Source organism: Methanoplanus limicola DSM 2279, assembly GCF_000243255.1.
Lineage (GTDB): Archaea > Halobacteriota > Methanomicrobia > Methanomicrobiales > Methanomicrobiaceae > Methanoplanus > Methanoplanus limicola.
This window is the reverse complement of sequence record NZ_CM001436.1, coordinates 1,489,504-1,514,856: the sequence shown is the minus strand read 5'-3', so window position 1 is coordinate 1,514,856 and position 25,353 is coordinate 1,489,504. Positions and strand designations below refer to the sequence as shown.

The 25,353-nt window shown below is 43.3% G+C and carries 23 protein-coding genes, 2 tRNA genes and 1 other annotated feature; of the genes, 16 read left to right on the top strand and 9 right to left on the bottom strand.

All coding sequences use genetic code 11. The features are described from left to right. Nucleotides 1-209: a sequence feature (16S ribosomal RNA rRNA prediction is too short), on the bottom strand. A gap of 289 nt (nt 210-498) precedes the next feature. Further along, the gene (locus METLIM_RS17540; protein WP_281034215.1) at nt 499-627 is read right to left on the bottom strand and encodes a hypothetical protein; all 129 of its coding nucleotides are present in this window, start codon (nt 625-627) and stop codon (nt 499-501) included. 395 nt (nt 628-1,022) lie between these two features. Between METLIM_RS17540 and METLIM_RS07350 the strand changes: the two genes are divergently transcribed. The 3 genes from METLIM_RS07350 to METLIM_RS07340 all read left to right on the top strand — a co-directional run bounded on the left by METLIM_RS07350 (nt 1,023) and on the right by METLIM_RS07340 (nt 5,716). Beyond that, a complete protein-coding gene (locus METLIM_RS07350; RefSeq protein WP_004077323.1) occupies nt 1,023-2,411 on the top strand; it encodes an aspartate kinase in 1,389 nt (462 codons plus the stop codon). Further along, nucleotides 2,408-3,418 (top strand): phosphoribosylformylglycinamidine cyclo-ligase, encoded by a 1,011-nt coding sequence (gene purM, locus METLIM_RS07345; protein ID WP_004077322.1) that lies wholly within the window; start codon nt 2,408-2,410, stop codon nt 3,416-3,418. Before METLIM_RS07350 ends, purM begins: the two co-directional genes overlap by 4 nt. Nucleotides 3,419-3,487: 69 nt before the next feature. Next, complete coding sequence (locus METLIM_RS07340; protein ID WP_004077321.1) at nt 3,488-5,716, top strand: BMP family ABC transporter substrate-binding protein; 2,229 nt, start codon at nt 3,488-3,490, stop codon at nt 5,714-5,716. 32 nt (nt 5,717-5,748) lie between these two features. Here the strand turns inward: METLIM_RS07340 and METLIM_RS07335 are convergent, their stop codons facing one another. From METLIM_RS07335 to METLIM_RS07320, 4 genes are all read right to left on the bottom strand, one after another. Further along, nucleotides 5,749-6,732, bottom strand: coding sequence for a Vms1/Ankzf1 family peptidyl-tRNA hydrolase (locus METLIM_RS07335; RefSeq protein ID WP_004077320.1), 984 nt, complete (start codon nt 6,730-6,732; stop codon nt 5,749-5,751). Nucleotides 6,733-6,851: 119 nt separating this feature from the next. Continuing rightward, nucleotides 6,852-7,379 (bottom strand): ZPR1 zinc finger domain-containing protein, encoded by a 528-nt coding sequence (locus METLIM_RS07330; protein WP_004077319.1) that lies wholly within the window; start codon nt 7,377-7,379, stop codon nt 6,852-6,854. Nucleotides 7,380-7,383: 4 nt separating this feature from the next. Beyond that, nucleotides 7,384-7,752, bottom strand: coding sequence for a cell division protein SepF (locus METLIM_RS07325; protein ID WP_004077318.1), 369 nt, complete (start codon nt 7,750-7,752; stop codon nt 7,384-7,386). Between the two features lie 109 nt (nt 7,753-7,861). Next, nucleotides 7,862-8,359 (bottom strand): RNA-binding protein, encoded by a 498-nt coding sequence (locus tag METLIM_RS07320; protein ID WP_004077317.1) that lies wholly within the window; start codon nt 8,357-8,359, stop codon nt 7,862-7,864. A gap of 116 nt (nt 8,360-8,475) precedes the next feature. Between METLIM_RS07320 and METLIM_RS07315 the strand changes: the two genes are divergently transcribed. From METLIM_RS07315 to METLIM_RS15530, 4 genes are all read left to right on the top strand, one after another. Further along, the gene (locus METLIM_RS07315) at nt 8,476-8,703 is read left to right on the top strand and encodes an LSM domain-containing protein (RefSeq protein WP_004077316.1); all 228 of its coding nucleotides are present in this window, start codon (nt 8,476-8,478) and stop codon (nt 8,701-8,703) included. Nucleotides 8,704-8,742: 39 nt separating this feature from the next. After that, entirely contained in the window at nt 8,743-8,925 is a 183-nt protein-coding gene (locus METLIM_RS16085; RefSeq protein WP_004077315.1) for a 50S ribosomal protein L37e, read from the top strand. A 5-nt stretch (nt 8,926-8,930) separates the two neighbouring features. Continuing rightward, the gene (gene purF, locus METLIM_RS07310) at nt 8,931-10,349 is read left to right on the top strand and encodes an amidophosphoribosyltransferase (RefSeq protein WP_004077314.1); all 1,419 of its coding nucleotides are present in this window, start codon (nt 8,931-8,933) and stop codon (nt 10,347-10,349) included. A gap of 118 nt (nt 10,350-10,467) precedes the next feature. Then, complete coding sequence (locus METLIM_RS15530) at nt 10,468-12,630, top strand: PKD domain-containing protein (RefSeq protein WP_004077313.1); 2,163 nt, start codon at nt 10,468-10,470, stop codon at nt 12,628-12,630. Between the two features lie 134 nt (nt 12,631-12,764). On the opposite strand, the gene METLIM_RS07300 is transcribed toward METLIM_RS15530, so the two are convergent. Next, nucleotides 12,765-12,839: transfer RNA gene (locus METLIM_RS07300), tRNA-Met, on the bottom strand. A gap of 311 nt (nt 12,840-13,150) precedes the next feature. Further along, a tRNA-Met gene (locus METLIM_RS07295) sits at nt 13,151-13,225 on the bottom strand. A 164-nt stretch (nt 13,226-13,389) separates the two neighbouring features. Between METLIM_RS07295 and trxA the strand changes: the two genes are divergently transcribed. Beyond that, nucleotides 13,390-13,815: a thioredoxin gene (trxA, locus tag METLIM_RS07290; protein WP_004077312.1), complete on the top strand. Its 426-nt coding sequence runs from the start codon at nt 13,390-13,392 to the stop codon at nt 13,813-13,815. A 161-nt stretch (nt 13,816-13,976) separates the two neighbouring features. On the opposite strand, the gene METLIM_RS07285 is transcribed toward trxA, so the two are convergent. Then, complete coding sequence (locus METLIM_RS07285) at nt 13,977-14,315, bottom strand: 4a-hydroxytetrahydrobiopterin dehydratase (RefSeq protein WP_004077311.1); 339 nt, start codon at nt 14,313-14,315, stop codon at nt 13,977-13,979. A gap of 255 nt (nt 14,316-14,570) precedes the next feature. Here METLIM_RS07285 and METLIM_RS07280 point away from each other — a divergent pair, with 255 nt between their 5' ends. From METLIM_RS07280 to METLIM_RS07260, 5 genes are all read left to right on the top strand, one after another. After that, complete coding sequence (locus METLIM_RS07280) at nt 14,571-15,116, top strand: pyruvate ferredoxin oxidoreductase subunit gamma (protein ID WP_004077310.1); 546 nt, start codon at nt 14,571-14,573, stop codon at nt 15,114-15,116. Then, entirely contained in the window at nt 15,116-15,376 is a 261-nt protein-coding gene (gene porD / locus METLIM_RS07275; RefSeq protein WP_004077309.1) for a pyruvate synthase subunit PorD, read from the top strand. Before METLIM_RS07280 ends, porD begins: the two co-directional genes overlap by 1 nt. A gap of 2 nt (nt 15,377-15,378) precedes the next feature. Then, on the top strand, nt 15,379-16,539 hold the full coding sequence (gene porA / locus METLIM_RS07270) for a 2-ketoisovalerate ferredoxin oxidoreductase subunit alpha (protein WP_004077308.1): 1,161 nt from the start codon (nt 15,379-15,381) through the stop codon (nt 16,537-16,539). Nucleotide 16,540: 1 nt separating this feature from the next. Next, a complete protein-coding gene (locus METLIM_RS07265; RefSeq protein ID WP_004077307.1) occupies nt 16,541-17,440 on the top strand; it encodes a thiamine pyrophosphate-dependent enzyme in 900 nt (299 codons plus the stop codon). Between the two features lie 63 nt (nt 17,441-17,503). Continuing rightward, complete coding sequence (locus tag METLIM_RS07260; RefSeq protein WP_004077306.1) at nt 17,504-18,142, top strand: tetratricopeptide repeat protein; 639 nt, start codon at nt 17,504-17,506, stop codon at nt 18,140-18,142. Between the two features lie 40 nt (nt 18,143-18,182). Here METLIM_RS07260 and METLIM_RS07255 read toward each other — a convergent pair whose 3' ends face one another. Then, nucleotides 18,183-19,244, bottom strand: a complete 1,062-nt coding sequence (locus METLIM_RS07255) for a DUF3821 domain-containing protein (RefSeq protein WP_004077305.1) — start codon at nt 19,242-19,244, stop codon at nt 18,183-18,185. 239 nt (nt 19,245-19,483) lie between these two features. On the opposite strand from METLIM_RS07255, the gene METLIM_RS07250 reads away from it, so the two are divergent. The 3 genes from METLIM_RS07250 to METLIM_RS07240 all read left to right on the top strand — a co-directional run bounded on the left by METLIM_RS07250 (nt 19,484) and on the right by METLIM_RS07240 (nt 24,748). After that, nucleotides 19,484-20,878: a glutamate decarboxylase gene (locus METLIM_RS07250; RefSeq protein WP_004077304.1), complete on the top strand. Its 1,395-nt coding sequence runs from the start codon at nt 19,484-19,486 to the stop codon at nt 20,876-20,878. Nucleotides 20,879-21,088: 210 nt separating this feature from the next. Beyond that, complete coding sequence (locus METLIM_RS07245; protein ID WP_004077303.1) at nt 21,089-21,946, top strand: cache domain-containing protein; 858 nt, start codon at nt 21,089-21,091, stop codon at nt 21,944-21,946. A 201-nt stretch (nt 21,947-22,147) separates the two neighbouring features. After that, entirely contained in the window at nt 22,148-24,748 is a 2,601-nt protein-coding gene (locus METLIM_RS07240; RefSeq protein ID WP_004077302.1) for a toll/interleukin-1 receptor domain-containing protein, read from the top strand. Nucleotides 24,749-25,353: the final 605 nt, after the last annotated feature.

Below are 25,353 nucleotides of genomic sequence, written 5' to 3'. Positions count from 1 at the left end.
ACCGATTACAGGCTTGTTGGGCCACTACCCCAACAACAACCTAATCGGCCGCAGATCCATCCTAAGGCGCCGGAACTTTCGGTTAAAGAACATTCCAGTACCTTTAACCTATGGAGTATTATCCCCAGTTTCCCGGGGTTATCCTCCACCTTAGGGCAGGTTATCCACGTGTTACTGAGCAGTCCGCCGAGGGTCTTAACCCTCTCAACTCGCATGGCTTAATCGAACCCCGATAGCAGTGACCTCTGGCAGGATCAACCAGAATTAATTGTTTGAAGTACTTACACTTCGGCACACTATCGATTTTTCACTAGTTTATCTAAAAGGAATTAGCGGTTATTAAACAAATTTCCGCATTGTCAGTGCCAACGTCAGAACCGACACCCCCATCCGGGTGCTTTCGGTTCTCCATCTAAGAATCGAGGTAACAATGTTGCATTTATTGTTATATAAACACATTGTTTTGCGATTTATTTGAAAAGCAGAGGAACGCAAAATTCAGCGAATCCACCTTACTTTGAAATTACCTGTAAAAGAACTTACAGGCTTTCCCGAATCCACAGTTGCAGCCGCCCTGAGGCGTCTGTCACCGGAATACTTCGGCCTTACAATGTTGTATGCCGCCACATATAAACCCTTGCAGGAAATTAAGAAAATGAACAGACAAACAGGATCACCCACAGGAAAAAAACGGCAGAACAGCGTTATTTCATGAACTTTTGATCACTCGCGCAAACGGAACCAAAATAACCTGTGAAATGATATGACTGACATTCGGGAAATATTTTCAAAAAAACAGAATATCCAGAGACAGTCATAACAAAAAAATAGATCAGAAGAGGTAATTGATATTCATCATTTTTTCTGTTATTAACTGTACCGCACTAAAACCCCCGTGCATAAAATAACAAAATCTAAAAAAACAGATATCCTTTACCCACCCCTACATTAATACTATCGAGATACCATAAATGTAGAGAGATACAAGAAAAAAAACGAGTGAGCTTAAATTGAGACTTTTAATGAAATTCGGAGGCACATCCGTAGGTGATGAAAAATGCATCGCCCGCGTAGTCTCTATACTGAAACACCACCACAGCACCGGAAACGAACTGGCAGTAGTAGTGTCCGCAATGTCCGGAGTAACCGATCAGCTCCACATCATTGCAAAGGAAGCAGTTGAATCACTGGACGAACCTCCGATCGAGACAACCATCCATTCGATCAGGGCACGCCACAAAAAAGTCCTTGAAGCAGTTGCACCCGGAGAAGCAGAGACAGTCATGCAGGAGATCGACGCAAAACTCGAAAATCTCAGGAACATCCTGACAGCAATACACAACCTGCGCGAACTCACCCCAAGATCAAAGGATTATATAATTTCATTCGGAGAGAGGCTGTCAGCAAGAATTGTCAGTGCCGCACTCAGAGAGGAGGGCATACCCTCCATCCCGCTAAACGGATGTGAAGCCGGCATAATGACAAACGAGAGGCATGGCTGTGCAAATGTCCTGCCAGAGAGTGAACAGAAGATTAAATCCCGCGTTCTGCCGCTTATGCAGGAGTATGTCCCCGTAGTCATGGGATATATGGGATGCACAGGCACAGGCATTGTCACAACCCTTGGGCGTTCAGGATCAGACTATTCAGCAGCAATCGTAGGCGCAGCAATAGGAGCGGATGAGATCTGGATCTGGACCGACGTTGACGGAATTATGACATCCGACCCAAGAATAATTCCGGATGCAAGGGTCCTGCCCGACATCTCCTACCTTGAGGCAATGGAACTGTCATATTTCGGCGCAGAGGTCCTCCATCCACGGTCTATCGAACCGGCCATGCAGAAGGGAATACCTGTCAGAGTAAAGAACACATTCAACCCCGGCGCAGGCGGAAGCTGTGTCCTCTCAAAACAGCACAGAGACAAGAGAGTTGTGAAAGGGATAACCTACATAGACAAGGTATCCTTAATCAACATCACAGGTGCGCAGATGGTAGGAAGGCCCGGAGTTGCAAGGGCAATCTTTGGAGAACTTGCGGCAAACAGCGTCAATATCATGATGATCTCACAGGCCTCATCCGAAGCCAACATATCACTCGTAGTAGATGACGAACACCTCGACATCGCAGTATCAGCCCTTGATACAGTTAAAAAAGGCGGCTACATCAGAGAAGTCACATATGACCGCGACATATGCGCAGTTGCAGTTGTAGGTGTCGGAATGGCAGGCACACCAGGAATATCCGGCAGAATATTTACCGCACTTGGCAAAAACGAGATCAACCTGATGATGATCTCGCAGGGATCATCAGAAGTAAACATATCATTTATCGTAAAGGAAAACGACGGGATAAAGGCCGTTAAAGTCCTTCATGACGAATTTGAACTATCAGGAGAATGTGAAGAATGAACCCGCTGTTTGAGAAAAAGGGCCATACATACAGGGATGCCGGAGTTGACATCGATCTTGAGGCAGAAGGCGTATCGGCACTTGTAAAGATGCTCACCTACAGAAGAGAGGGCGACTTTGGAATGTACAGCAATGTCGGCCATTTCGCAGGACTTGTGGAGTTCGGAGAATACGTCCTTGCACTTGCAGTTGACGGTGTCGGCACAAAAATGCTTGTTGCTGACCGGATGAAGAACTGGTCAACACTCGGTATCGACTGCATTGCAATGAATGTAAACGACCTCTATGTTATGAACATTGAGCCGGTTGCATTTGTGGACTATATCGCAACCGAAAGCGTGCAGACCGACAAGATGCGCCAGATAGGCGAGGGGCTGAACGAAGGCGCACGCCTCTCCAATATGAACATAATCGGAGGCGAGACTGCAACCCTCAAAAACCTCGTAAATGGCCTTGACCTTGCAGGCACGTGCCTCGGAGTTCAGAAGAAGAACAAAATTATTGACGGATCCGGAATTAAGGAGGGGGACCTTATAATTGCCCTTCCTTCAAGTGGGATACACTCTAACGGCCTCACACTTGCGAGAAATATAGTTGACTCATATGCAGGATATGATGAGAAGATGCCATGGGGGAAGACACTTGGTGAAGAACTTCTGACACCGACAAGAATTTACAGCGAAGTACTGAAGGTCACAGATGCAGCAGAAGTTCACGGCATGTGCCACATCACAGGCGGAGGTCTCAGAAACCTTGAAAGACTCGGAAAATTCGGCTTTGAGATCGAAAACCCGGTAAAACCCCAGCCCGTATATGAATGGATTGAAGAGGTTGGGAATGTGGAAAAGCATGAGATGTACCGCACATTCAACATGGGAATGGGATATGTATTCATAGCTCCGGAATCAGAGGAGAATGAAATTATAAAAACCGCCCCCGATGCCTCCGTAGTTGGAAGAATATCTTCATCACCGGGAATACGCCTTGAAGGCGAGGAATTTCATTAAATTATCAGGTATATGAACAATTGTCATCCAACTGATATATATCTGAAAAGAGAATAACCCATATAAGAAATGGGTATTATTAAAAATAACTATAATTATTTCAGGCATTTTTTACTCTTTGCAGGACTTGCAGGGTCCCTTTTAATAATATTCACAGCCGGATGCCTGGGTTCCGGAACAGGCACTGAATATACCGGCATTCCAGAGGATACAGCAGAAATAAAGATAGGAATTCTCCTTCCTGTATCAGGCGGAGAAATATTTGATTTTAAAACTCCGGTTCAGATGGCAGTATCCGGCATAAACAGCGCCGGCGGAATTGGCGGAACGTCTGTAAAACCGGTCTTCTTTGACACAGAAGGAAAGGAGATCACAGATATTGCAGAAGATGCAGCCGGGGATCCGGATATAAACATCTTCATCGGCCCTTCATCGAGTGAAGAGGCTTTAAAAGCAGCTCCCATATTTATTGAAAGTAAAAAACTTCTGATAAGCCCTTCAGCATCATCAGCCGAAGTCTCCGCACGTTTCATGAATACAGGATATTTCAGGAGAACAGTTCCCGGAGATCACGCCCAGATAACAGTAATCTTTGAAATATTAGAGGAAAAGAGTGCAGAGACAGTATGCCTGATTTATGAAGACACATCATACGGCAGGACATTTGACGGATATGCTCCGGAATATGCAGATTCTGTCGGATTAGAGCTGATAAAAAACATCCCGCTGACAAATGACAAAAACCGGGACTCAGACTCAGTTTACAGCATCGCAGCCTTAAATCCGGATTACATAATCGCCGCAGTAATGCCCGAAGATGCCGTTATGATAAAAAAGACCCTGGATGATGCAGGGTCTGATGCGGAACTCTTACTCACCGACAGCGGAAGATCTCCATATATAACAGAGAAACTGGGCAGAGATGCGGAAGGAATATGTGGAGTATCCCCTTCATACGACCCGTCCACAGGATATTACATACCATACTCAATCAGAAACAAAGAGATGCCAGGAGTATTTTCTGCGCAGACATATGACGCCGTAATGCTTGCAGCATATACAGCCGCATGGAACATGACGCACCCCGAAGAGACATATGCAGAAGCCTTTGAAAGTGTAACAGCACCTTCAGGAATATATAAGGGCTGGGACAGCCAGGAAGCCGGCGAATCAGTCTCATACATACTTTCAGGGGGAAAACCTGACATCTCGGGCGCTTCAGGGCCACTCGACTTCAGAAAAGGCATGATCGGGCCTGACAGGGGTTATTATGCCTTCTGGATCATTGAAGACGGAGAATTCAGGGAGAGAAAATATTATTCATCAGATAAACATTACCAGCCATACCTTCCGGGACTGTCATATACAGGCATTCCGACAGAAAAAAATGAAGGCAAAGGAACAGTCTGGATATTCTACCCATCAGTAAAAGGTGACCGGTCTTTTGCAGACGCAGCATATACAGGACTCTTTTCTGCATATGAAGAGAACAGTTTCATCAAAAGGGAATTCTCACTGAATGACGCATCTGAAGTGAATGAAATATTTACATCCGGCAGCTTTACAGAAAAACCCGACCTTGTGATAACAATTGGCTATGAATATGACGGGTACACGGCAGACTGGGCGGAGAAGAACCCCGACATAAAGTTTATCGGAGTTGAGCAGAGTGAGAGCAGCCTCAGCAACCATGCCGTCTGCACATTCATGCCGTACGGAGGTTCCTTTCTTGCCGGAGTCCTCGCAGCAGAGATGACAGAGACAGATAATATAGGGATAATTGCAGGTACAGACGCAGGAGTAATAAAACCGTTCACAGACGGCTTTAAGGCAGGTGCATATGCCTGTGATCCGGGAGTATATACATCTGTCAGTTATGTCTCTTCAGGATTTGAAGGGTTTTCAATGCCGGATAAAGCTGAAGAGATTGCATACCGGATGTATGGGTCCGGAGTTGACGTTATAATCATGCTTGCGGGAAGTTCAAATAAAGGCATTGTTAATTCGGCTATAAACCACGGAGAGGTTTATCTCATAGGCGAGGATGTAGATCAGTCCTCTCTTGCACCGGGAGTGGTCGCTGCTTCGGTTGTGAAAAATATAGAGGGTGCCGTAAAATCTGGAATAAAAAGAACACTCTCGGGAGATTTCAGACCCGGAAATATACTGTATTCAATGGAGAACGGAGGTACAGGGCTTCTGATAAGTGATAAGTTCTCAGATAAATATTCTGAACTTGCTGAAAAATGGAAGAATGCAGCTGAAACAGAAGAGAGAAAGTATATAGCAGGAATTTAATTCAGGGATCATGGTATTGCAGTTGCAGGAGTTTAAACAACTCTGTACCAGACAGACGACCATATCTCCTTTGCAATCTTTTCTCCGGCATGCTTCTCCGGTTTTGCGTCAATGGTCTTCTTAATCAGAGGGATTTTGCCATCACTGCCCTGATGGATGCCCGATAATATATATTCCCCAAGGGTTGGTTCGCCACAGAGGATGACACTCTCCGGGACAAGTCCTGAATCACGGATGAACTCTTCATAAGCCCCCCTGACCTTATCTCCGTGCTTCTTTATATCTTCCTCCCTTAAACGTTCAAATCTCTTCTGTGACCAGCCGCCCTTACTGTGCTTCTCCTTAACTCCGGTCTCTACATACTTCCCGGACAAAAAACCCTCTTCAGATGCCAGACCGATAAAACTGCTGCCGGCATGGGCACATACAAATAAAATATTCCTCTGCCCCGAAAGAGAATCCGCAAAATAGCCCGCACACTCTTCAGCAGGAACCCTGCCTGAAATTCCGGAGACAGAGAAAGGCGGAATCACTGCATAAAAGAAGAAGGGGTTATTTTCCAGTTCATAAAAGAAAAAAATGCCGGTTTCCGACTCTACAGATTCTGAAAATACCCTCATCCTCTCATCCGGAAAATCTTCGGACCCGCCCGGAAATCCGTCCGGTGGAAGATAAAAAGCCCTCACATTATAATTCCTTGCCAGAAGCAGGATCTTTTCAGTGAATTCAAGGCTCTCCTTTTTATTGAGAACAAAACGGCTGAATGAATGTGAGTCATCAGCAGGATTCAGATTCTTAAATGCTGAAAGTTCATGCTCAAGAACCCGGACTTTCGTCTCAGCCTTATTGAGGGACTCAGAGAGTTCCTGAATTCTTGCAGGATCCTGAGCTGCCTTCTCCTCCCTTTTAGAGAGCCTCAGCCTCAGCTTTTCATTCTCCTTCTCCAGTCTGGAAATCTCTGAGTTTAACGCCTCAAGCTCTCTTTTATGGTCCTTTCCAAGAAATTTGTCAAGCATATCTGTCAGACGGATATCGATATAATATATTCACAAAAAAAACGTCAGGAATTGTCCTGACAGCGATCTGCCCTGCACAGCACATTACGGATAATTCAGGGCAAACCCTTTCAGTATCCCTAATCCTCATGCTCATACGGAATATAATCAGACTTCACGGCTTTATCACTTACAATGCCGCTGTTTCCGCAGTCATCCTGAACAATGAGTGTAAACGGTATCTCACCACTCCTGGCTTTTCTTATAGTAGCCAGCAGATTTTCAGCATTCTCCCTTTGTTCATCCTCTGCCCAGGTCAAAATCCCCTCAATGGTATTCTCAAACCTGTACAGAACACCCTCCACATTTGTGATAAAACCCTCACAGATCGGCCCGGGTTCAACAAGGATACCAAATTCAGGAATTTCTATAGAACCGCCTGTACTTCTGATGATCTTTACACTGAGATCCTCTGCAGATTCAACAGAAAGAGTGTATCTCACAGGGTCAGAATCACCCATAATCTGGACATCTACGGATTTAAAACCGCAGTCACAGACTGCAGATGAGATCAGAATGTCCGGAAAATAAGGAATGCTTTCTGTCTGATATATATATTCTGTATCTGACGAACAGTTTGGACAGGGTGCAACAATAACCCTTTTCAAATAATTATCCTCCAATCTTCTCGCGTGAAACTTTCACAGACATAGGCGTGAGTATGACATACTTCTGGTCACCGAGACCACAGATATCACCATTCACATCCTGTGCAACATCACTGAGATCCTTTAATACCCTCTCATATGTGATCTTGTCCATCTTAAGACGCCCGATATCGACAATAACAATATTTCCGTTGTAGACTTCGTCCTTAATTCTCGGCGTGTCGCGGATTTCGTTTATTGTTGCTATCTTGATATACATGGAAGCAGGTCCGCCTTCGCCTGTAGACTCGATTGAGGCAAGGTCGAGTTCCATGTAATCAGACTCCTCCGGCTGGTTGCCCCTTTTAAATAGAGAACCAAACTTTTTAGCCATAGCAAAGATTGTAGAATGAATTTTATTTATTATTATCCATTGTGTTCCCGCCCGGAATTAAAAAAAAGCAGAACTTACATGAAATAATGCCTGAAAATTCAATGCATCTCTAAAATTCAAGGTTCCAGAGGTCATCGCCGACATAATGTATATTTTTTCCCACCTTGCCCTTGTCAGCTGCCTCCATCTCTGCGGCATCCATAAGTGCCTCGGCAATAGCAAGGGGTTTTCCGTGCGTCACCTCATATATCACAAACGGCAGCCCTTTCTTTATATCCCTGCCTACAGAGATAACTCCGGGGCGCATGAGATCAGCACCGTTCACCATATATGAAACAGCACCGGCGTCCACTACAACCTTCCTCTCGGGAAACGAATTTTTAACAATACCACGCAAAGTCGGGAATACCCACCCGTTAAGCTCCATAAGCCACGGGTTTTTGTCAGTAAGATACAGTTCAAAATCAGCTGTCGTCTCAACAACCTCAATTCTCTCTTTCTTAAATAATGCAGAAGATTCTCCGATCTGCTCCTCAAGTTTGTTAAAAATATCAGAAACTTTTGATTTCCGGAGGCTGTACCTCTTTTTCACTCCAATTTTAGCCATTATTTATTCCTCACGAATATAACATCCGGCATATGCCGGTATATTCTCTTGCGCTATATTTATGTATCTTCCACTCGCAATTATACTAATCCTCATCAAACAGACAAGGGAATTTTATGACAAAAAGACCACTTGAAATTTTAGACAAGGCTCTTAACCAGAAGCCTGTTATCGTAAGCCTTAAGGGCGGAAGAGAGATCCGCGGAGTACTTCAGGGTTACGACGTACATATGAACCTTGTACTTGAGAATGCCGAGGAAGAGATCAACGGTGTGACGACTAAAGCCGGCACACTGATTGTACGCGGCGACAATGTTATATACATCTCTCCTTCAGTCGAATAATTAAAAAAAATCTGATGCTTTTGTTAATGGTGATTTAAGATGAGTAAGGGTACCCCCTCAAGAGGAAAAAGACAGACGCAGACACACATTGTCTGCAGAAGATGCGGTAAGTTATCATACCACAAACGCCACAAGATATGTTCATCCTGTGGATTCGGAAAAACAAGCAGAATGCGCTCATACAACTGGGTAACTAAGAAGTCGAAGACCCCTACCCACTAATTATTATGTGCGGAATCGTTGGCATCACAGATGCCGGCGGAGTATCCTTCCCGATCTATTACGCTCTTTATGCCCTCCAGCACAGGGGGCAGGAGAGTGCGGGAATTACTACTTTTGACGGCATGAATCTGTACAAACACAAGGCACAGGGCCTTGTTGCAGAAGTATTCGATGCCGGAATCCTTGATGAACTCAAAGGAAATTCAGGTGTCGGGCACGTCCGCTATCCGACAACCGGGGCAAAGATCCCTGAGAATATTCAGCCTTTTTATTTCACATTTAAGAACAGAAAATTTGCTATTGCCCACAATGGCAACCTTACAAATACCTGGCAGTTGAAGGAAGAATACGAAAGTCGCGGTCAGATATTCTGTACAACTACAGACACCGAGATAATCGGGAACATTATTGCTGACGAGCTTACGCATTCTTCATCCATACAGGACGCTGTTTTGGCATGTATGAAAAAACTCGAAGGTTCTTATTCAGTTGCCCTTCTTGTTGACGATACAATATATGCATTCAGAGATCCGCTTGGCATAAGACCGCTCTGCTTTGGGAAACTGAATGACGGATACATAGTCTGCTCAGAGTCCGTTGCAATAGATGCCTTAAACGGAGAATTCCTCCGCGATGTAAGACCGGGTGAACTGATCAAAATAAACAGTGAAGGCATTACCTGCACACAGGTTGCTGAATCATCGGGTTACAGCCACTGTATATTCGAGTACATCTATTTTGCACGCGCAGACTCTGTCATTGACGGGAAACTGGTATATAATGTCAGAAGAAGAATAGGCCAGTCGCTTCACCTTGAAGCGCCTGTAAAATCAGATATAATCTCACCAGTGCCCGACTCAGGCATTGCGCATGCTACAGGATATTCCGAGAGTTCAGGCATACCATACAGAGAGGGCCTGATAAAGAACAGGTATATAGGCCGGACATTTATCATGCCGGATCAGAAAGCAAGGGAAAATGCCGTCAGGATAAAACTCAATCCTGTAAAAGGACATATTGAGAATAAATCAGTTGTTCTTGTGGATGACAGCATTGTCAGGGGAACAACAGCCAGAAGGATTATTGATATTGTCAGGGATGCAGGCGCAAAGGAGATCCACATGAGAGTCGGATCACCGCCAATCAAAGCACCCTGCTACCTCGGAGTGGACATGGCAACACGAAAGGAGCTTATAGCCAGTACAAGGAGCCAGGAAGAGGTCTGCAAACACATAGGGGCAACCTCACTGCACCACGTATCAATAGATTCCCTCATAAAGGCAACAGGTCTTCCACCTGAAGATCTCTGCATAGGATGTCTTACGGGGACATACCCGATTAAAATCGGAGAAGAGAAGGCCTGCCCGAGGTGTATCACCTACAAATCAGGCACATATCAGAGTGCACTGAAGGAATTTGACTGATCCGTTCTGAAGAGGACAGATATCCGGCAACAGCGCAGTTATATTACAGCATTCAGGGATGCCGGATGATCAAATATCCAACTATTTTATAATACGGACCACAACAATATCAGATTGTATGCGCACCGGAAAAACAGTCTGCAACAGTTATACCTTTCAGGACAATGAAAGAGCATCCGGCCTGAAAGCCTTTATGATCATATTCATAATTACGGCAATTATTCCGGCGGTTCTGATTTCAGGGGCATCTGCAATAGAATTCACATACTCCGGGGAACTCTCAGAGATCAGCTGCGGCAGCAGTCCGGTGCTGAATTACGACATTGAAGGGGACTATATCGCCTTTACAGAGTCAGATTCCGGCATAAACAGGCTCAGGCTCTATGACTTCAATGAAGAATCATTCACAAATATCACAGAGTCACGGTATTCAGACTTCAGGCCCGAAATTTCAGGCGGAAATATTGCATTTCAGAATAAAACCCTGAAAGGGCCGGGGCAGATTTTTGTATATGACATTCCGGACGGCACGGCAAAAGCCGCAGATCCACACCCCTCCGCTCAGGGAGATGCAGAAATATCAGGAAATATTCTTGTCTGGCTTGACGGACGCTTAAACGGCTACACCAATATATTCATAAAAAATTCTCCGGATGAGGCAGGAATTCCGTTCAGAGTATCCGGCACATCAGATAAACATTCACCAAAAACTGACGGGGATTACGTGTACTGGACAGAAGCCGGGGAACTTCACAGGAAATCCATCATAACAGGAGATGATTCCATCCTCATAAGGGATTTTCCGGACAGTTTTGAAGTTTACGGGGGAAAGATTGTCTTTAACGGAAGAGGTGAGAAGGAAGGTTTTGCTGTGATGTATGACACTGCCGGCGGGGAGACAACAGTTCTTGGTTCAGGAGCCGGATTATGCAGAAATCCGGACATCTCAGAGAATTATATAGTGTATGAGTGCTATGAAGGCAGTGGAACTGCAATCTGGCTCTATGATTTAAGGACGGAGAACGCGGGCGTCCTTGCAGAGCCAAAAACCGGGGTTTCAGACCCAAAGGTATCCGGAAACCGGATTGTCTGGAGAGAGAAGGATGGCAGCAGCAACTGCATTGTAATATGCAGACTTGATACAGAAACACTGCCGCTTGCAGGGTTTGAAGCTGAGCCGTTATCTGGATCAGCACCTCTCGAAGTTGAATTCACAGGAAGAGCCATTGTAAGCGCATCATCCGGAACAGTTTATCTCTGGGATTTCGGAGACGGGGAATACTCAGAGTCGTCCTCTCCGGTGCATACCTACAGTGAACCGGGAATATATGACGTATCATTTACAGTTGAAAATGAATTTGGCAGCTTTACAGCAGATAAAAAGAATATCATCTCTGTTGAGGAGGTACCTCAGCCTGATTTTTCGGCATTCAACAGAAATGGAGCCGCTCCGCTCAATGTTCAGTTCAGGGATATGTCATCCGGAAAGATAAGTGCAAGAGTATGGGACTTTGGTGACGGGAGCAGATCATACAACAAAAACCCGGTGCATGTCTACTCAGAACCGGGAGCTTATTCCGTTAACCTTACGGTCTCAAACGAGTTCGGAGAGGTATCAGAGAATAAAACCGGCTATATAACAGCAGAAAATACTGTTTATGCAGATTTCTCCTATGATTATCCGGAAGAGAACAATTCTGAGAGACTTACACTCCGGTTTACAGATGAGTCGGACGGTTACACGGATTCATGGCTCTGGTATTTCGGTGACGGAGAGTATTCAGATGAGCAGAACCCGCTGCACACATTTGATGAGCCGGGAGTATATGACATAACCCTTGAGGCAGGCAACGAATTTGCATCCGACATCAGGACAAAAATGTTTGTTTCCGTCGGAGAGACAGGCGATGAGATTGCAGCAATATATGTGACACCTGCATCTGCCGGAATGAAAACCGGAGAGGATATGATGTTTAAAGCGGTTGCAACAGACGTTAAGGGCAGATTCCTTACGATTGAACCGGAATGGTCAGTCTCAGACAGCCGGAGAGGAAAAATTTCAGCAGACGGGCTTTTCACAGCCATATCTCCGGGAAGCCTCCGCGTGATCGCAGGTTATCAGAATATTACAGGATATGCAGGAGTTTTGATCAGTGAAAGCGGAAATGACAACATGGGGGAGGAATTAACGGGCCTCCCGGAAGTTCCTGAAGCAGAAAAAATTCAGGATTTCATAACAGGCACCAGTAATCCGGCAAATCGGTTTAAAGACTTATTCTGAAAGGATAAATCCTCACAGTTCAGAGTAAAAGCTGCCTGAAAATAAAAATAATTCATTTTTTAGATAAAAATGCACAATCAATGCCCGGACACGGCATACGCTGCTACAAAAAATAACATAACTAAGAGAAATAATAGCGAAGAATGGATTTGAACCATTGGTCTTCGGGTTATGAGCCCGACGGGATTTCCTGACTACCCCACCTCGCTCCACTGTGCTATATTACATTCACCTGCGAAGGGATAAACCTTCACCACAATAAGCCGCAGAATTCAGCAGAGAATAACCCGTAAAGTGCAGGCAGAAAAGCGCATAAACAGAATATAACTCTAAAAAAAGACCATATGGCTGATTAAATAACTCATCTGACCGGAGAGGCTCAAAAAGTTCCGGAGATAAACAAAAAAACAAACAGCAGGCCCTGACAGGATGAAGGTACAGTATGATGCAAAAGATTCCGGAAAACAAAGAAAGACTGCTTCTGCTCAAAGAAAATATTTCGGTAAAAGAAGAACGTTTATAGCGAGGAATGGATTTGAACCATTGATCTTCGGGTTATGAGCCCGACGGGATTTCCTGACTACCCCACCTCGCTCTGCGAGTGCTATATAACATCTACCAGATAACAGATATAACTTTCCATTCCTGATGCAAATACCGGAGAAGGGCTTAGCCGGCGCATTACTGAAATAAACAATTCAACAAAAATGGCCTCAGGAATCCGGAATATATTAAAGGATACGAGTCTGAACACTCATTATGGATCGCAGTGAAAGCTTTGATGATGACCTTGAGATGATAAGGCAGAAGAGACTTATGGAGATGCAGAGGACAATTGAGAGAAAATGTGCCATATCCGGCCAGGGAGTTACAGAGATAAATGAACTCAGCCTTGATGACTTTGTCGCTGCAAACAGACACGTAGTTATAGATTTTTGGGCTGAATGGTGCGGCCCGTGCAAAAAAATAGGACCGGCAATGGAGGAGCTGGCGGCAGAATTCTGTGGTGAGGTCGCCTTTGCCAAATGCAACACCGATGAAAATCAGCAGGTTGCAATGCGCTTTCAGATCTCTGCAATTCCGACTCTAATCTTCTTCTCAGGTGGGCAGATGGCAGACAGACTTACAGGCGCATATCCGAAGGAGAACATCAGGAAGAGAATAAAATCCACATTCCGCATATGAAGAATAACAGCTGAAAATAATAAATCAGCAGAATAAAAGAATAAAAAGGGGAGCAGAGAAGATAATTTTCAAAAATCGCCAGTGTGCCGTAATGTTCTGCCTGCATACAGATAATAGATGAAACATTCAGTTGCGCCCGGATGTGAATGTTTCATAAGAGATCATACCCTGAATCTTTCGCTGAAATTCATCTTTGCGGCCATAATAAAGTCATTCCTTGTGATTCCACCGCTCTCGTAAGTGTACCAGGCAATTACAAGATTTTTACGGTTATAAATAATAACATCCGGAAAATGACCCTCGCGCTTTGAGAGATCGTTTAGATCTCCAAGAAAATCCAGACATTCCTCAAATGATTCGAGATCAAACTTCCGTGTGAGTTTCCTCTCGGAAATCTCCCATCCGGGCACTTTGTCAATATAATCAAGTAGGTCTCTGCGTGCCAGAGGCGAAATTCTCGAAGGTTCAGGGTCACATCTCTGCTTATGAAGATCCATCATATAATTCTGCATGCTTATATAAGAAAAATATAATCATGCCTGACGCACAGGAAAACGCAGGATAAATCCGCACAGTCATGAATATCCTCCGGTAAAACAGCAGGTAAAGCATGGCAGTCACTGCACAGATATACCGGATACATCCCGGAACAGGAAGGAAACAACCCTTTTGCATTTATTTTTTTAAAAAATGAACAATTTGCGAATAACAAAAATTCTTATTAATTAATCATGTAAAATTACTTAGGGATTTTTTTGAGAGAACTCAGGATACACGGAAGAGGAGGACAGGGCTCAGTGACTGCTGCCGAGCTGATAGCTACAGCAGCATTCAGGAGCAAAGTCTATTCACAGGCATTCCCTGCATTCGGCGTAGAAAGAAGAGGAGCGCCGGTGCAGGCATTTGTCAGGTTTGATGACAATAAAATCAGGCTCAGAAGCCAGGTCTATGAACCTGATTATATTATCGTACAGGACAGCACTCTGATTAAAGACGTCGATGTCTTCAGTGGTCTTAAATCAGGCGGAATCGCACTGATTAACACAGAAAAGGATATAGATGCAGAAGTTCCCGAAGGTGTAAGGCTTATAAAAATCGATGCAACTTCTATTGCGCTTGAAATACTCGGCCTTCCGATTGCAAACACAACCCTTATGGGCGCGTTTGCGGCAGCAACAGGTGAGATCGAACTTGAGGCGCTTGAAGAGGCCTTAAAAGAGAGATTCCCCGGAGCACTCGGCGAAAAGAACATTATGGCCGCAAAGAAGGCCTTTGAATTAATAAAAGGGGAGGCGGAATAATGGCGCTTTCAGTCGGATGCACATCAAGACCGGGAAAAGCAAGAGACAATAAGACCGGATCATGGCGCGTCTTCAAACCGGAAATTGACCAGGAGAAATGCAACAAGTGCGGCACATGCACTATGATCTGCCCGGAAGTCTGCATCAAAGAGAGCGATGAGGGCTATCCTGAGGTTGATTATGACTACTGCAAAGGGTGCGGCATGTGCGCCGAGGAATGCCCGAAAGATGCAATTGAAATGAAACAGGAGGAGAAATAACAATGCTTCAGATAATGGAAGGATCACACGCCGTAGCAGAGGCAGTCAGGCTTTCCAGACCGGAAGTTGTATCTGCGTACCCAATCACACCGCAGACACATATCGTCGAGAGGCTTGCAGAGATGGTTGCTGACGGCGACCTTGACGCAGAGTACATCTGTGTCGAGAGCGAGTTCTCAGCTCTCTCCTCATGCCTTGGTGCGGCATGCGCCGGGTCAAGGGTATATTCAGCCACAACATCACAGGGACTCGCTTTTATGGCAGAGGTCGTCTTCAATGTTGCAGGCATGCGCCAGCCTGTTGTAATGACGATTGCAAACCGTGCACTTGGTGCCCCGCTGAACATATGGAATGATCACCAGGACTCACTCTTCCTCCGTGATTCAGGATGGATGCAACTCTATGCCGAGGATGCACAGGAGTCAATGGACCTTCACTTCCTTGCATACAAGGCAGCTGAAAACTACGATGTCCTTCTTCCGGCTATGGTCTGCTTTGACGGTTTCATTCTCACACATACCTATGAACCGGTTGACATTCCTACACAGGAAGAGGTTGACAGTTTCCTGCCGGCATTTAAACCATATCAGAGGCTTGACGCAAAGGATCCAATCTCATTTGGTATGTATGCAACACCTGACTATTACCAGGAGTTCAGATACGAGATCCATGCCGCTATGATCAAAGCAAAGAAAGTCTTAAGGGAAGTGGGTCAGGAATTCTCAGAGACCTTCGGACGTGACTACTCTGAGCTTGTGGAAGGCTACCGCCTTGACGATGCAGACACCGCAATTGTTGCACTTGGATCTGTATGCGGAACAGTAAAGGATGCAATTGACGAGATGAGAGAGGCAGGAAGAAAGGTAGGACTTTTAAAGATACGCTCATTCAGGCCTTTCCCGTATGAAGACGTAAGGGTTGCCCTCTCCGGAGTGTCAAAGATTGCAGTCCTTGAGAAGAATATCTCAATCGGTTCCAGGATGCTTGGTGCAGTCGGCCTTGAGGTCAAGGACGCCGTAGGAAAGCAGGGTGCTGATGTCTATTCATACGTCGGGGGACTCGGCGGAAGGGACATAAGAAAGAAAGATATTCACAAACTTGCAGACTGGGCAGAGCAGGGCAGAAATGACTGCTTCTTCGGCCTTAGAGAGGAGTTGCTTTAAAATGACGGGAGAAGAGACGGAATACTTTGACGCAGGGCACAGGGCGTGCGGAGGATGCGGCCCGGCACTTGCGGCAAGGCTGATTACAAAAGCCGCAGGTGAGAATACAATCGTTGTTGCATCAACAGGATGTATGGAAGTTTTCTCAACACCTTATCCCGAAACGGCATGGAAAACACCATGGGTTCACTCACTCTTCCAGAATGCCGCAGCTGTGGCATCCGGAGTTGAGGCCTCGATTAAAAAGCAGGGCCGGAGTGAGAAGGTTGTTGTCATTGCAGGTGATGGTGCAACCTTTGATATCGGAATCTTATGTATAAGCGGCCTCTTTGAGAGAGGGCATGATGTGACATACATCTGCTACGACAATGAGGCATACATGAACACCGGAATTCAGCGTTCAGGTGCAACGCCATACGATGCCGATACGACCACAAGTCCGTCAGGGAAACTTTCAACCGGAAACAAGAGGCCAAAAAAAGACCTCCCCGCAATACTTGCAGCACACGGATCACCTTATGTGGCAACGGCCTCTGTGGCATACCCGGCTGACCTCATGAAGAAGGTTGAGAAAGCGATCAACACGGAAGGCCCGTGCTACATTCAGGTGCACACACCGTGCTGCACAGGCTGGGGATTTGACGGCGCCAAAACGATGGAAATCGGAAAGATGGCAATCAACTCCGGACTCTGGGTTAACTTCGAGATGGAGGACGGTGTTGTCACAAAGGCAAAGAAGGTCAAAAGAGTACCTGTCGATGCCTACTTAAAAGCACAGAAGAGATTCCGCCACCTTTACAGGCCAACAGAGAATGCAGAGGAGATAGCAAAGATTCAGGCTATCGCCGACAAAAATGCAGAAAAATACGGCATTGATATAAAAATGCCGGATAAAAACTAAACCCGCAATATCTTTTTTCTCTGCCTTACAAACTATTCATTACAGAATATAAGAGGCAATAATTTGAAAATAACATACCAGAGATTACTGATTACAGCACTTGCAGTAACACTTTTTATTGCTGCACAGCCGGTTTCTGCCGGAGATATGAACAAAATAGAGTATTATAACCTTGCAGTGGACTGTGCAAATGCCGGAAATTTTGAAGAAGCGCTCTCTGCGGCTGACAGTGCCATTGCCATAGACGAAAACTTCACACTTGCATATACTACAAAGGCCGGAATCCTGAATGCAATGGGCCGGTATGACGAGGCTCTTGAATCTGCCGGAAAGGCGACTGAAATCCGGCCGGATCAGCCTGAAGGCTGGGTTAATATGGCATCTGCACTTATAGGGCTTGAGAGGTATGAAGAGGCCATAGAGGCATCGGAGAGTGCAATTAAGGCAGATCCTGAATCTGTCGAGGGATATATCACAAAAGGGACGGCACTTGGAGAACTGGGGCGGTACGATGAAGAGATTGCGGTCTCTGAAAAGGCACTCAGGATCTCACCCGGAGACAGCCATGCACTGGCCAACAAAGGATATGCAGAAGAGATGTCAGGCGGAGAGAAGAATACTGAAAAATCACCTGTAACTCTGCCGTTTGTGGTGACCGGAGTAATAATTGCAGGAATATTATTCTGCTTAAGAAAAAAATAAGCTCTGAAAATTAATTTTCAGACCGGAATATTAAGATAATTTATTCTTTTTTCAGGACATTTACTGCAATAAAAACCGCCAGAATTCCGGCAATAGCTGTATAAAGACTTAAAGGAGTCTGCGGGAGATCTGCCGGACCTTTCGATTCAGCTGTTACAGCCGGTGTCACAACCGGAGTATCGGTTACAACAGGTGCAGGAGTCTCCGTTTCAGTTACAGCATCTGTCGGTGCAGGTGTGGGGGCGGTCGTTGCAGGCACAGGGGTTGGAGTTTTTGCTGCTGTTGTCTTTTCCGGAGTCGGTGTAGGTGTCGGTGTTGCAGCAGCCGCAAGTGACGGGATCGGAGCGGTTGTGGTCTCGCCCATAACTGATCCAAGATTGTCCATCATTCCGTTTACATTGCATTCCGCCCAGACCTTATAGCTGCCCATCTTATAGGCGTCATTGCCCGTATCCCATACACATGCAGGGGTTCCGGACGGCAGGTAGAACACGGACGATGTCGGGTGGATGTTTACAATGCTTACAACTGCACCTGTGCAGTCATAAAGCGCTGTGAGGGTAGCGCCGACCTCATCCTGAAACTTTATGTCAACTCCGTCATCACCGGCGGCAACTCCGCTCCTTGTAAATATCGGGTAGAGGTTTGAGTCAATCCTGAAGTCAAGCCCCTCACCTTTCACAACTTTGCCGTTTGTAAGGTCAAAGGAGTCGCCCGGACGTACGGCATAGAGTTTCACTGAAAGTGACGGGGAGTTCACATAAAATGCAACATGCCCGTTCTTTGAGCCGTTCGGATAGGAGTACCATGCAGAACTCTTATCTCCGAATGTATTCGGATCTACATAAAAGCTGCTCTTGTCAGGTGTTATAACATAATTCGGTGCAGATGCTGCAGGATTTGCACCGGAACCAAAGTATGCCAGCTGAGTGTCAGTTACTCCGCCTGAGCTGTAGAATACCGATGGTGTAAGCGTCAGACCCTCCTCACCCAGAAAGACAGTATCTCCCTGACCTATATTTGTCAGCACGGCGGATGCCGGTGCTGTGAATATCAGGAAGAGGAGAAATCCTGTTATAACAATTAATCCGGTTTTTTTCATATGGATACCTCTATTAATTCTGATATTTTAATTCCTCCCTGAACTGATATAGTTTTTACTCCGGAATTTTACCCAGGATTATCTTAGGTGATCGCTTCAGAAAGTTGGAAAGGCTTATCAGTCTGCTGTAAAAAGAACTTAACTTACTGAATAATAAAATTCAGGATTCCGGGCGTGAACAGTCATCTCAGCTGATGCACTTTATCCCGGACAATACAGATATTAAAAGGAGAATTATCATGGGACTAAAACATCCGAAAGGGCCGCAAAAAAAGATTAAAGACCTGAAAATAGATCCTCTTTTCGTACAGGAAGGCGATGGAACAATACCGAGGGATCGCCTTGGACAGGATGAGACAGATCCGGATCTTGCATACCAGATTGTACACGACGAACTGATGCTGGACGGGAATGCAAGACTGAACATGGCAACCTTTGTCGGTACATGGATGGAACCACAGGCACAGAAACTTGCAGCTGAGACGTTTGACAAGAATATGATCGACAAGGATGAGTACCCGCAGACCGCCGATCTGGAGATGCGTTGTGTCAGCATTTTAAGCCACCTGTGGAATGCACCTGATGTGGATAAGGCCACCGGATGCTCGACTACGGGTTCGAGCGAGGCCGCCATGCTTGCCGGGCTTGCGCTTAAGAGGAGATGGCAGCATAAACAAAAGGCAGAGGGAAAACCGGCAGACAGGCCAAATATTGTAATGGGGATAAATGTGCAGATCTGCTGGGAGAAGTTTGCCAATTACTGGGATGTTGAGATGCGTCTTGTCCCGATGGAAGAAAACCGCTTCCATATCTCTGCCGAAGAGGCGGTAAAGCTCTGTGATGAAAATACAATTGCAGTGGTGGCGATACTTGGGTCAACATTTGACGGCTCTTATGAACCAGTACAGGATATCTGCACAGCACTTGACAGGTTTGAGGAGAAGACCGGAATTGATGTTCCGGTTCATGTTGATGCAGCTTCCGGGGGTATGATCGCACCTTTCCTTGACAGGGACCTCATCTGGGACTTCAGGCTGCCAAGAGTTGCATCCATCAACACTTCCGGGCATAAATACGGCCTTGTCTATCCGGGTGTCGGGTGGATTATATGGCGTGATGCCGCTTCCCTTCCCGAAGATCTGATATTTTACGTCAATTACCTCGGATCAAACATGCCCACATTTGCCCTGAACTTCTCAAGGCCGGGATCACAGATTGTGCTTCAGTACTACAATTTCCTGCGGCTCGGTATGGAGGGCTTTACAAAGGTGCAGCAGTATTCACGCGATATCGCCGTGCACCTTGCCTCCGAAATTGAAAACTTAGGTCCTTTTGAGCTGATTACAAGAGGAGATGAACTGCCGGTCTTTGCCTTTAAGTTAAAGGATGAAATTGATAATTTCACGGTCTTCGATGTCTCAAACAGAATGAGGGAGAGAGGATGGCTCATTCCGGCATACACATTCCCCAAAAACCGTGAAGATCTGGCCGCACTCAGGATCGTTATCAGAAGAGGATTTTCATTTGACCTTGCGGATATGCTGCTTGCAGATCTTAAAAGACAGCTCCCGCTTCTGGAGAGGCAGCCGGAGCCTGTCCATGATGAGAAGTCAGGAACGGGATTTCATCACTGAAGCTGAAGGGAGATAACCATCACAGGTGATGACGAAAAGGAGGAACGGGATTTAAGACCGGAAGAGAAAAGGGAGCAGTGACAGGAGGAAGAAAACCGGCCCAAATTAATATGAATAGAAATATTTTAACCAGATATATTTTAGACCTTAAGACCTGATGATGAGGGAGAATAGGTATCAGTAATAACCTTCTTGAGCTAATTTTATTATATGTCCCTCTCTGATAAACTGCCTCTATCAACAATTGCTGTGATAATAATTGCAGTAGCCGTTCTTCTTGCAGCACAGTACCTCTTTCCGCCTGCGATGGGAGAAGGGGAGAAGGCCATAATAAAAGACCTTGAATATCTTAAAAATAATATTGAGACAATCCTCGACTCCATATCAGGTGATCTTGAATCCGCCGCCGGGGAACTGTCAGCAGGTGATTCGGTGTCATCACCGGAGGTTCAGATGGTTCTTGACGGACTGTGGAACAGGTCGAAGTATGCACTATCATATGCCACAGTCGGTCCGGACGGTACAATTACAGCCGTTGCACCGGAGATCTACTCCGGCTCAGTCGGGATTGACATAACCGGGGCAGAACCCGGAGATTCCATAGTCGGTTCAGAAGAGCCATTCTTATCTGATGCATTCGTTGCAAAGGAGGGTTTCACAGGAATTCAGATTGCATGGCCTGTATTATCCTCCGGCGGAGAATACAGGGGCAGTGTTCTTGCAATGGCCGACCCTTCCGATTTTCTTGCAGAGGTAATAGGCCCGACTGAACATGAGAAGGACATTACAGTCACAGTAATGCAGCCTGACGGCTTTATTCTCTATGACAGGGATAAGGCACAGGTCGGCAAAAATCTCTTTACAGATGAGACATTCAGGAGGTTTAAAAACCTCCAGATGCTTGGAAAGACAATTTCTGCCAATGATGCCGGAAGCGGGGCATATACATTCTATAAATCTCCGGACAACACAGGTCAGCTTGCAAAGAAGCTGGCATACTGGAACACTCTGAAATTCTTAGGAAAGGAGTGGAGGATTATAATCTTTAAGGAAGCTATTTCGGGTTAAACAAGAAAACCAATCTGAAATTAAAAATAATGAGGCCACATAATAATCAACATAATATATCGAAATAATAATTTATAACTACATCATTTTTAACAAAAATTATAATTATCCACACACAAATAATAAATATAATATGCATTTGCCGCCAAAAGCGCCATAAATAATTATATAATAAAGAATTCAGATATTGGGGATATTTATATGCAAACATCAAAATTAAAACTATTTATAAGTTATTCACATGTGGATAACTTAAATGAACCATATATAGACAACTTTTACAATTACATTTCGCCTTTTGAAAAAAATGGACTAATTGAAATTTGGTATGATAAAAAAATATCACCAGGCGATGATTTTCAAAATATAATTGATTCAAATCTTGAAACTTCAGATATCATTTGTCAGTTTATATCAAAAGATTTTTTAATATCCAATAGTTGCATTAGTGAGAAAAATAAAGCAATCGAATTGAAAAATAAAAAGAATGTCAAAATATTACCAATAATATTATCTACGTGCTTATGGAAAGAAGATAATGAAATCTCTAAATTATTAGCATTGCCCACAGATGGAAAGCCAGTTACAGATTTTGAAGATCAAACCAAAGCTTGGGATAATGTTAGCACAAGATTAAAAGAGATAATAAATATTGAAAATTATATTAGGAATGTAAAAGTCAAAGATAATTTTAAAGATTTTTTAAATAATGCTGAAATGTTAACCAAAGCGCACCGTAATAAAGAGGAAGTATATTTAAACGATATTTATATTCATACTGAATTAGAAGAGTTTGATCGCTTAAAGGATTATTGTGACACTATTAATTCAAAGGACATATTAGATGTACTATTAAAAGAAGAAAAAATTACAATATCTGGAGAGGGACAATCAGGAAAAACAACACTTTGCAAAAAAATATATTGTGAATTAAGAAAATTAAATTATGTTCCAGTGTACATATCATTTAAGAGTTCCACATTTCTTGGAGAAAAACTTACTGGAAAAACAAGCAATATTATATTTAAACTATTAAAAAAACAATACATAAATATAGAGCTTGAAAAAATTAATCAAAACAGGATTGTACCAATAATTGATGATTTCCATTATACAAATAATAAAGAAAAACATCTAAAAGAATTTTTAAAATATCGCCTATGCACAATAGTAATTGATGACATATTTAGCTTAAATATTAATGATGTAGCGCTTACATCTTCATTTAAGAGTTATAGGATCAAAGAACTAAAACCATCTTTAAGAAATGAACTAATTAAAAAATGGAATCGTTTAACTGATAAAAATGGAAAAACAGATTATTTTGATATTGATAGAAACACAGATCTAATTAACACTACTTTAGGTAAAAATCTAGGTAAGGGAATAATGCCCGCCTATCCTTTTTTCATATTATCCACAATTATGACCTATGAGACATATATGGTTCCCCTTGATCAAGAAATAACTTCTCAAGGATATTGTTATCAAGCATTTATAACTTTTTACTTAAGAAATCGAGACGTTAAAAACGATGAAATTGACATTTATATTAATTATTTAACTGAATTTGCATCATATATATTTGAATCAAAAAAAGATTATCTAGATAAAAACGAGTTTTCAAAATTTAGGACAGAATATTCAGATAAATATAATCTGCCAATAAATGAAAAAGAATTATTAGAGAATTTAACAGACATTATTACAAAAAGCAGTTTCAATAGTTATTCATTCACATACCCATACCTATTTTATTTCTTTGTTGCTAAATCAATTTCCGAAAATCCTGAATTAGCAAAAGAAAAAAAGACAATTAGTAAAATTCTAAAAAATTTGCATGTAAATGAAAATGCGTATATTGCAATTTTTTTAACACATCATTCTAGAAATAATGAAATTTTTAAAGAAATTGAAGATATATCATCATCATTATTTAATAGGTACAAACCTGCTAAATTAACAAAAGATGAAACAAGTTTCATAGATGAACAAGCACACAATATAATTAATGCAATTCTACCACATAATAATGCCACACCCGAAAAAAACAGAACTCAAAAATTAAGTTTTGAAGATGAATTAGAACAATCTAATGAGGAATATCAAGAATTCACTAAAGAAGGAGAAGATGAAATAGCTAACGATCTTTCTAAAGACTTAAGGAGGGCAATTAAAACTGTTGAAGTTATCGGCTGTATTATAAGAAACAGGTCTGGTTCAATAGAGAAGATGAAGCTACATAACTTATTCCTAGAAGGAATGAATGTTCATTTAAGAATATTATCATCATTTTGTGAATTAATAAGGGAAGAAGATAATCAGAAATATACAATAGAGATCATATCTGAAAGATTAAATAAACTTGATGAAAATCTCCCACCACACCATAAAAAAAGTGAGGAAGAAAAAAGGAAAATAGCCAATAAAATCTTTTGGAATCTTGATTTCTTCATAATATATGGGATTATAGACAAGATAATTCAATCATTAGGTTGTGATAAAATTATAGAAATATCTAACAATGTTTGTGATGAAATTAACAATCCAGCAAGTTTTCTAATAAAGCATGGAATAACAATTAGATATAATAAAGAATTACAAATAAATGAACTTTCTAAAAAAATTGACGATAAAGATTTTTCTGAGGTCGCAAGAAAGATAACAAATTTTATGATTGTCGAATATTGTTCCTTAAATCCAATCAATTACAGAGATAGACAGAAAATAAAAACTAAATTAAAAATTCCAGATAATAAAATAAAAAGAAACATCTCAAAAATCAAAAAATATAATGGATAAAGAATTATTCAGTTATAATTTCAACAACAAGTCGAATAAGGGCGCAGGAGTGATCCTGTGCCCTTATTCGACACAATCACTGATGCAATGTATATTCCGGGTAGAACTGAACACTCAAAATCAAACCAATTAATAAGTTTGGCAACCCTTGCGCAGTCCGCTTCGCGAACACGCCCTGACCTCAGGGCCTGCGCTTGAGTGATAACCTGCTTCAAGAATACCCTCGTGGGTATTCTCAGCAGGCGATAAATCATTCTATGATGTGTCACCATATGCCTAAAAGCTTCAACCTAAGTTTGCCAGTTTACGCAACCGCTCTAATTTTGGTGAAAAAGAATTTGACAGTTTCATAATTTTGTGAAATAATCGCCCAAAATCTCCTTATTTTGAGATTAGATTTAATCCAACATTGTCATTCTGAAAATAAAACTCTCATTTTGCCCTTAAATTTATCCAAATGTCAAATTAAGTTTCGATTTTTTTGGATATTTTAGGGGTTTAAAACCTGGATTCCCGGAGACACATAACCGGGGTAGGACAAATGCGGCCAAATTCATATTTAATCAGAATTTAGCCAACATATTGCAGCCATTTTAAAAATGCAC

Bases quoted from the DNA above. Each gene is read 5' to 3' on its own strand.
- METLIM_RS07240 (WP_004077302.1), top strand. From the start codon at position 22,148: ATGCAAACATCAAAATTAAAACTATTTATAAGTTATTCACATGTGGAT.
- METLIM_RS07265 (WP_004077307.1), top strand. From the start codon at position 16,541: ATGACGGGAGAAGAGACGGAATACTTTGACGCAGGGCACAGGGCGTGC.
- METLIM_RS07245 (WP_004077303.1), top strand. From the start codon at position 21,089: ATGTCCCTCTCTGATAAACTGCCTCTATCAACAATTGCTGTGATAATA.
- METLIM_RS16085 (WP_004077315.1), top strand. From the start codon at position 8,743: ATGAGTAAGGGTACCCCCTCAAGAGGAAAAAGACAGACGCAGACACAC.
- METLIM_RS07325 (WP_004077318.1), bottom strand. From the start codon at position 7,752: ATGGCTAAAAAGTTTGGTTCTCTATTTAAAAGGGGCAACCAGCCGGAG.
- METLIM_RS07255 (WP_004077305.1), bottom strand. From the start codon at position 19,244: ATGAAAAAAACCGGATTAATTGTTATAACAGGATTTCTCCTCTTCCTG.
- purF (WP_004077314.1), top strand. From the start codon at position 8,931: ATGTGCGGAATCGTTGGCATCACAGATGCCGGCGGAGTATCCTTCCCG.
- purM (WP_004077322.1), top strand. From the start codon at position 2,408: ATGAACCCGCTGTTTGAGAAAAAGGGCCATACATACAGGGATGCCGGA.
- METLIM_RS07320 (WP_004077317.1), bottom strand. From the start codon at position 8,359: ATGGCTAAAATTGGAGTGAAAAAGAGGTACAGCCTCCGGAAATCAAAA.
- METLIM_RS07340 (WP_004077321.1), top strand. From the start codon at position 3,488: ATGGGTATTATTAAAAATAACTATAATTATTTCAGGCATTTTTTACTC.
- METLIM_RS07250 (WP_004077304.1), top strand. From the start codon at position 19,484: ATGGGACTAAAACATCCGAAAGGGCCGCAAAAAAAGATTAAAGACCTG.
- porA (WP_004077308.1), top strand. From the start codon at position 15,379: ATGCTTCAGATAATGGAAGGATCACACGCCGTAGCAGAGGCAGTCAGG.
- METLIM_RS15530 (WP_004077313.1), top strand. From the start codon at position 10,468: ATGCGCACCGGAAAAACAGTCTGCAACAGTTATACCTTTCAGGACAAT.
- METLIM_RS07335 (WP_004077320.1), bottom strand. From the start codon at position 6,732: ATGCTTGACAAATTTCTTGGAAAGGACCATAAAAGAGAGCTTGAGGCG.
- porD (WP_004077309.1), top strand. From the start codon at position 15,116: ATGGCGCTTTCAGTCGGATGCACATCAAGACCGGGAAAAGCAAGAGAC.
- METLIM_RS07285 (WP_004077311.1), bottom strand. From the start codon at position 14,315: ATGATGGATCTTCATAAGCAGAGATGTGACCCTGAACCTTCGAGAATT.
- METLIM_RS07350 (WP_004077323.1), top strand. From the start codon at position 1,023: ATGAAATTCGGAGGCACATCCGTAGGTGATGAAAAATGCATCGCCCGC.
- METLIM_RS07315 (WP_004077316.1), top strand. From the start codon at position 8,476: ATGACAAAAAGACCACTTGAAATTTTAGACAAGGCTCTTAACCAGAAG.
- trxA (WP_004077312.1), top strand. From the start codon at position 13,390: ATGGATCGCAGTGAAAGCTTTGATGATGACCTTGAGATGATAAGGCAG.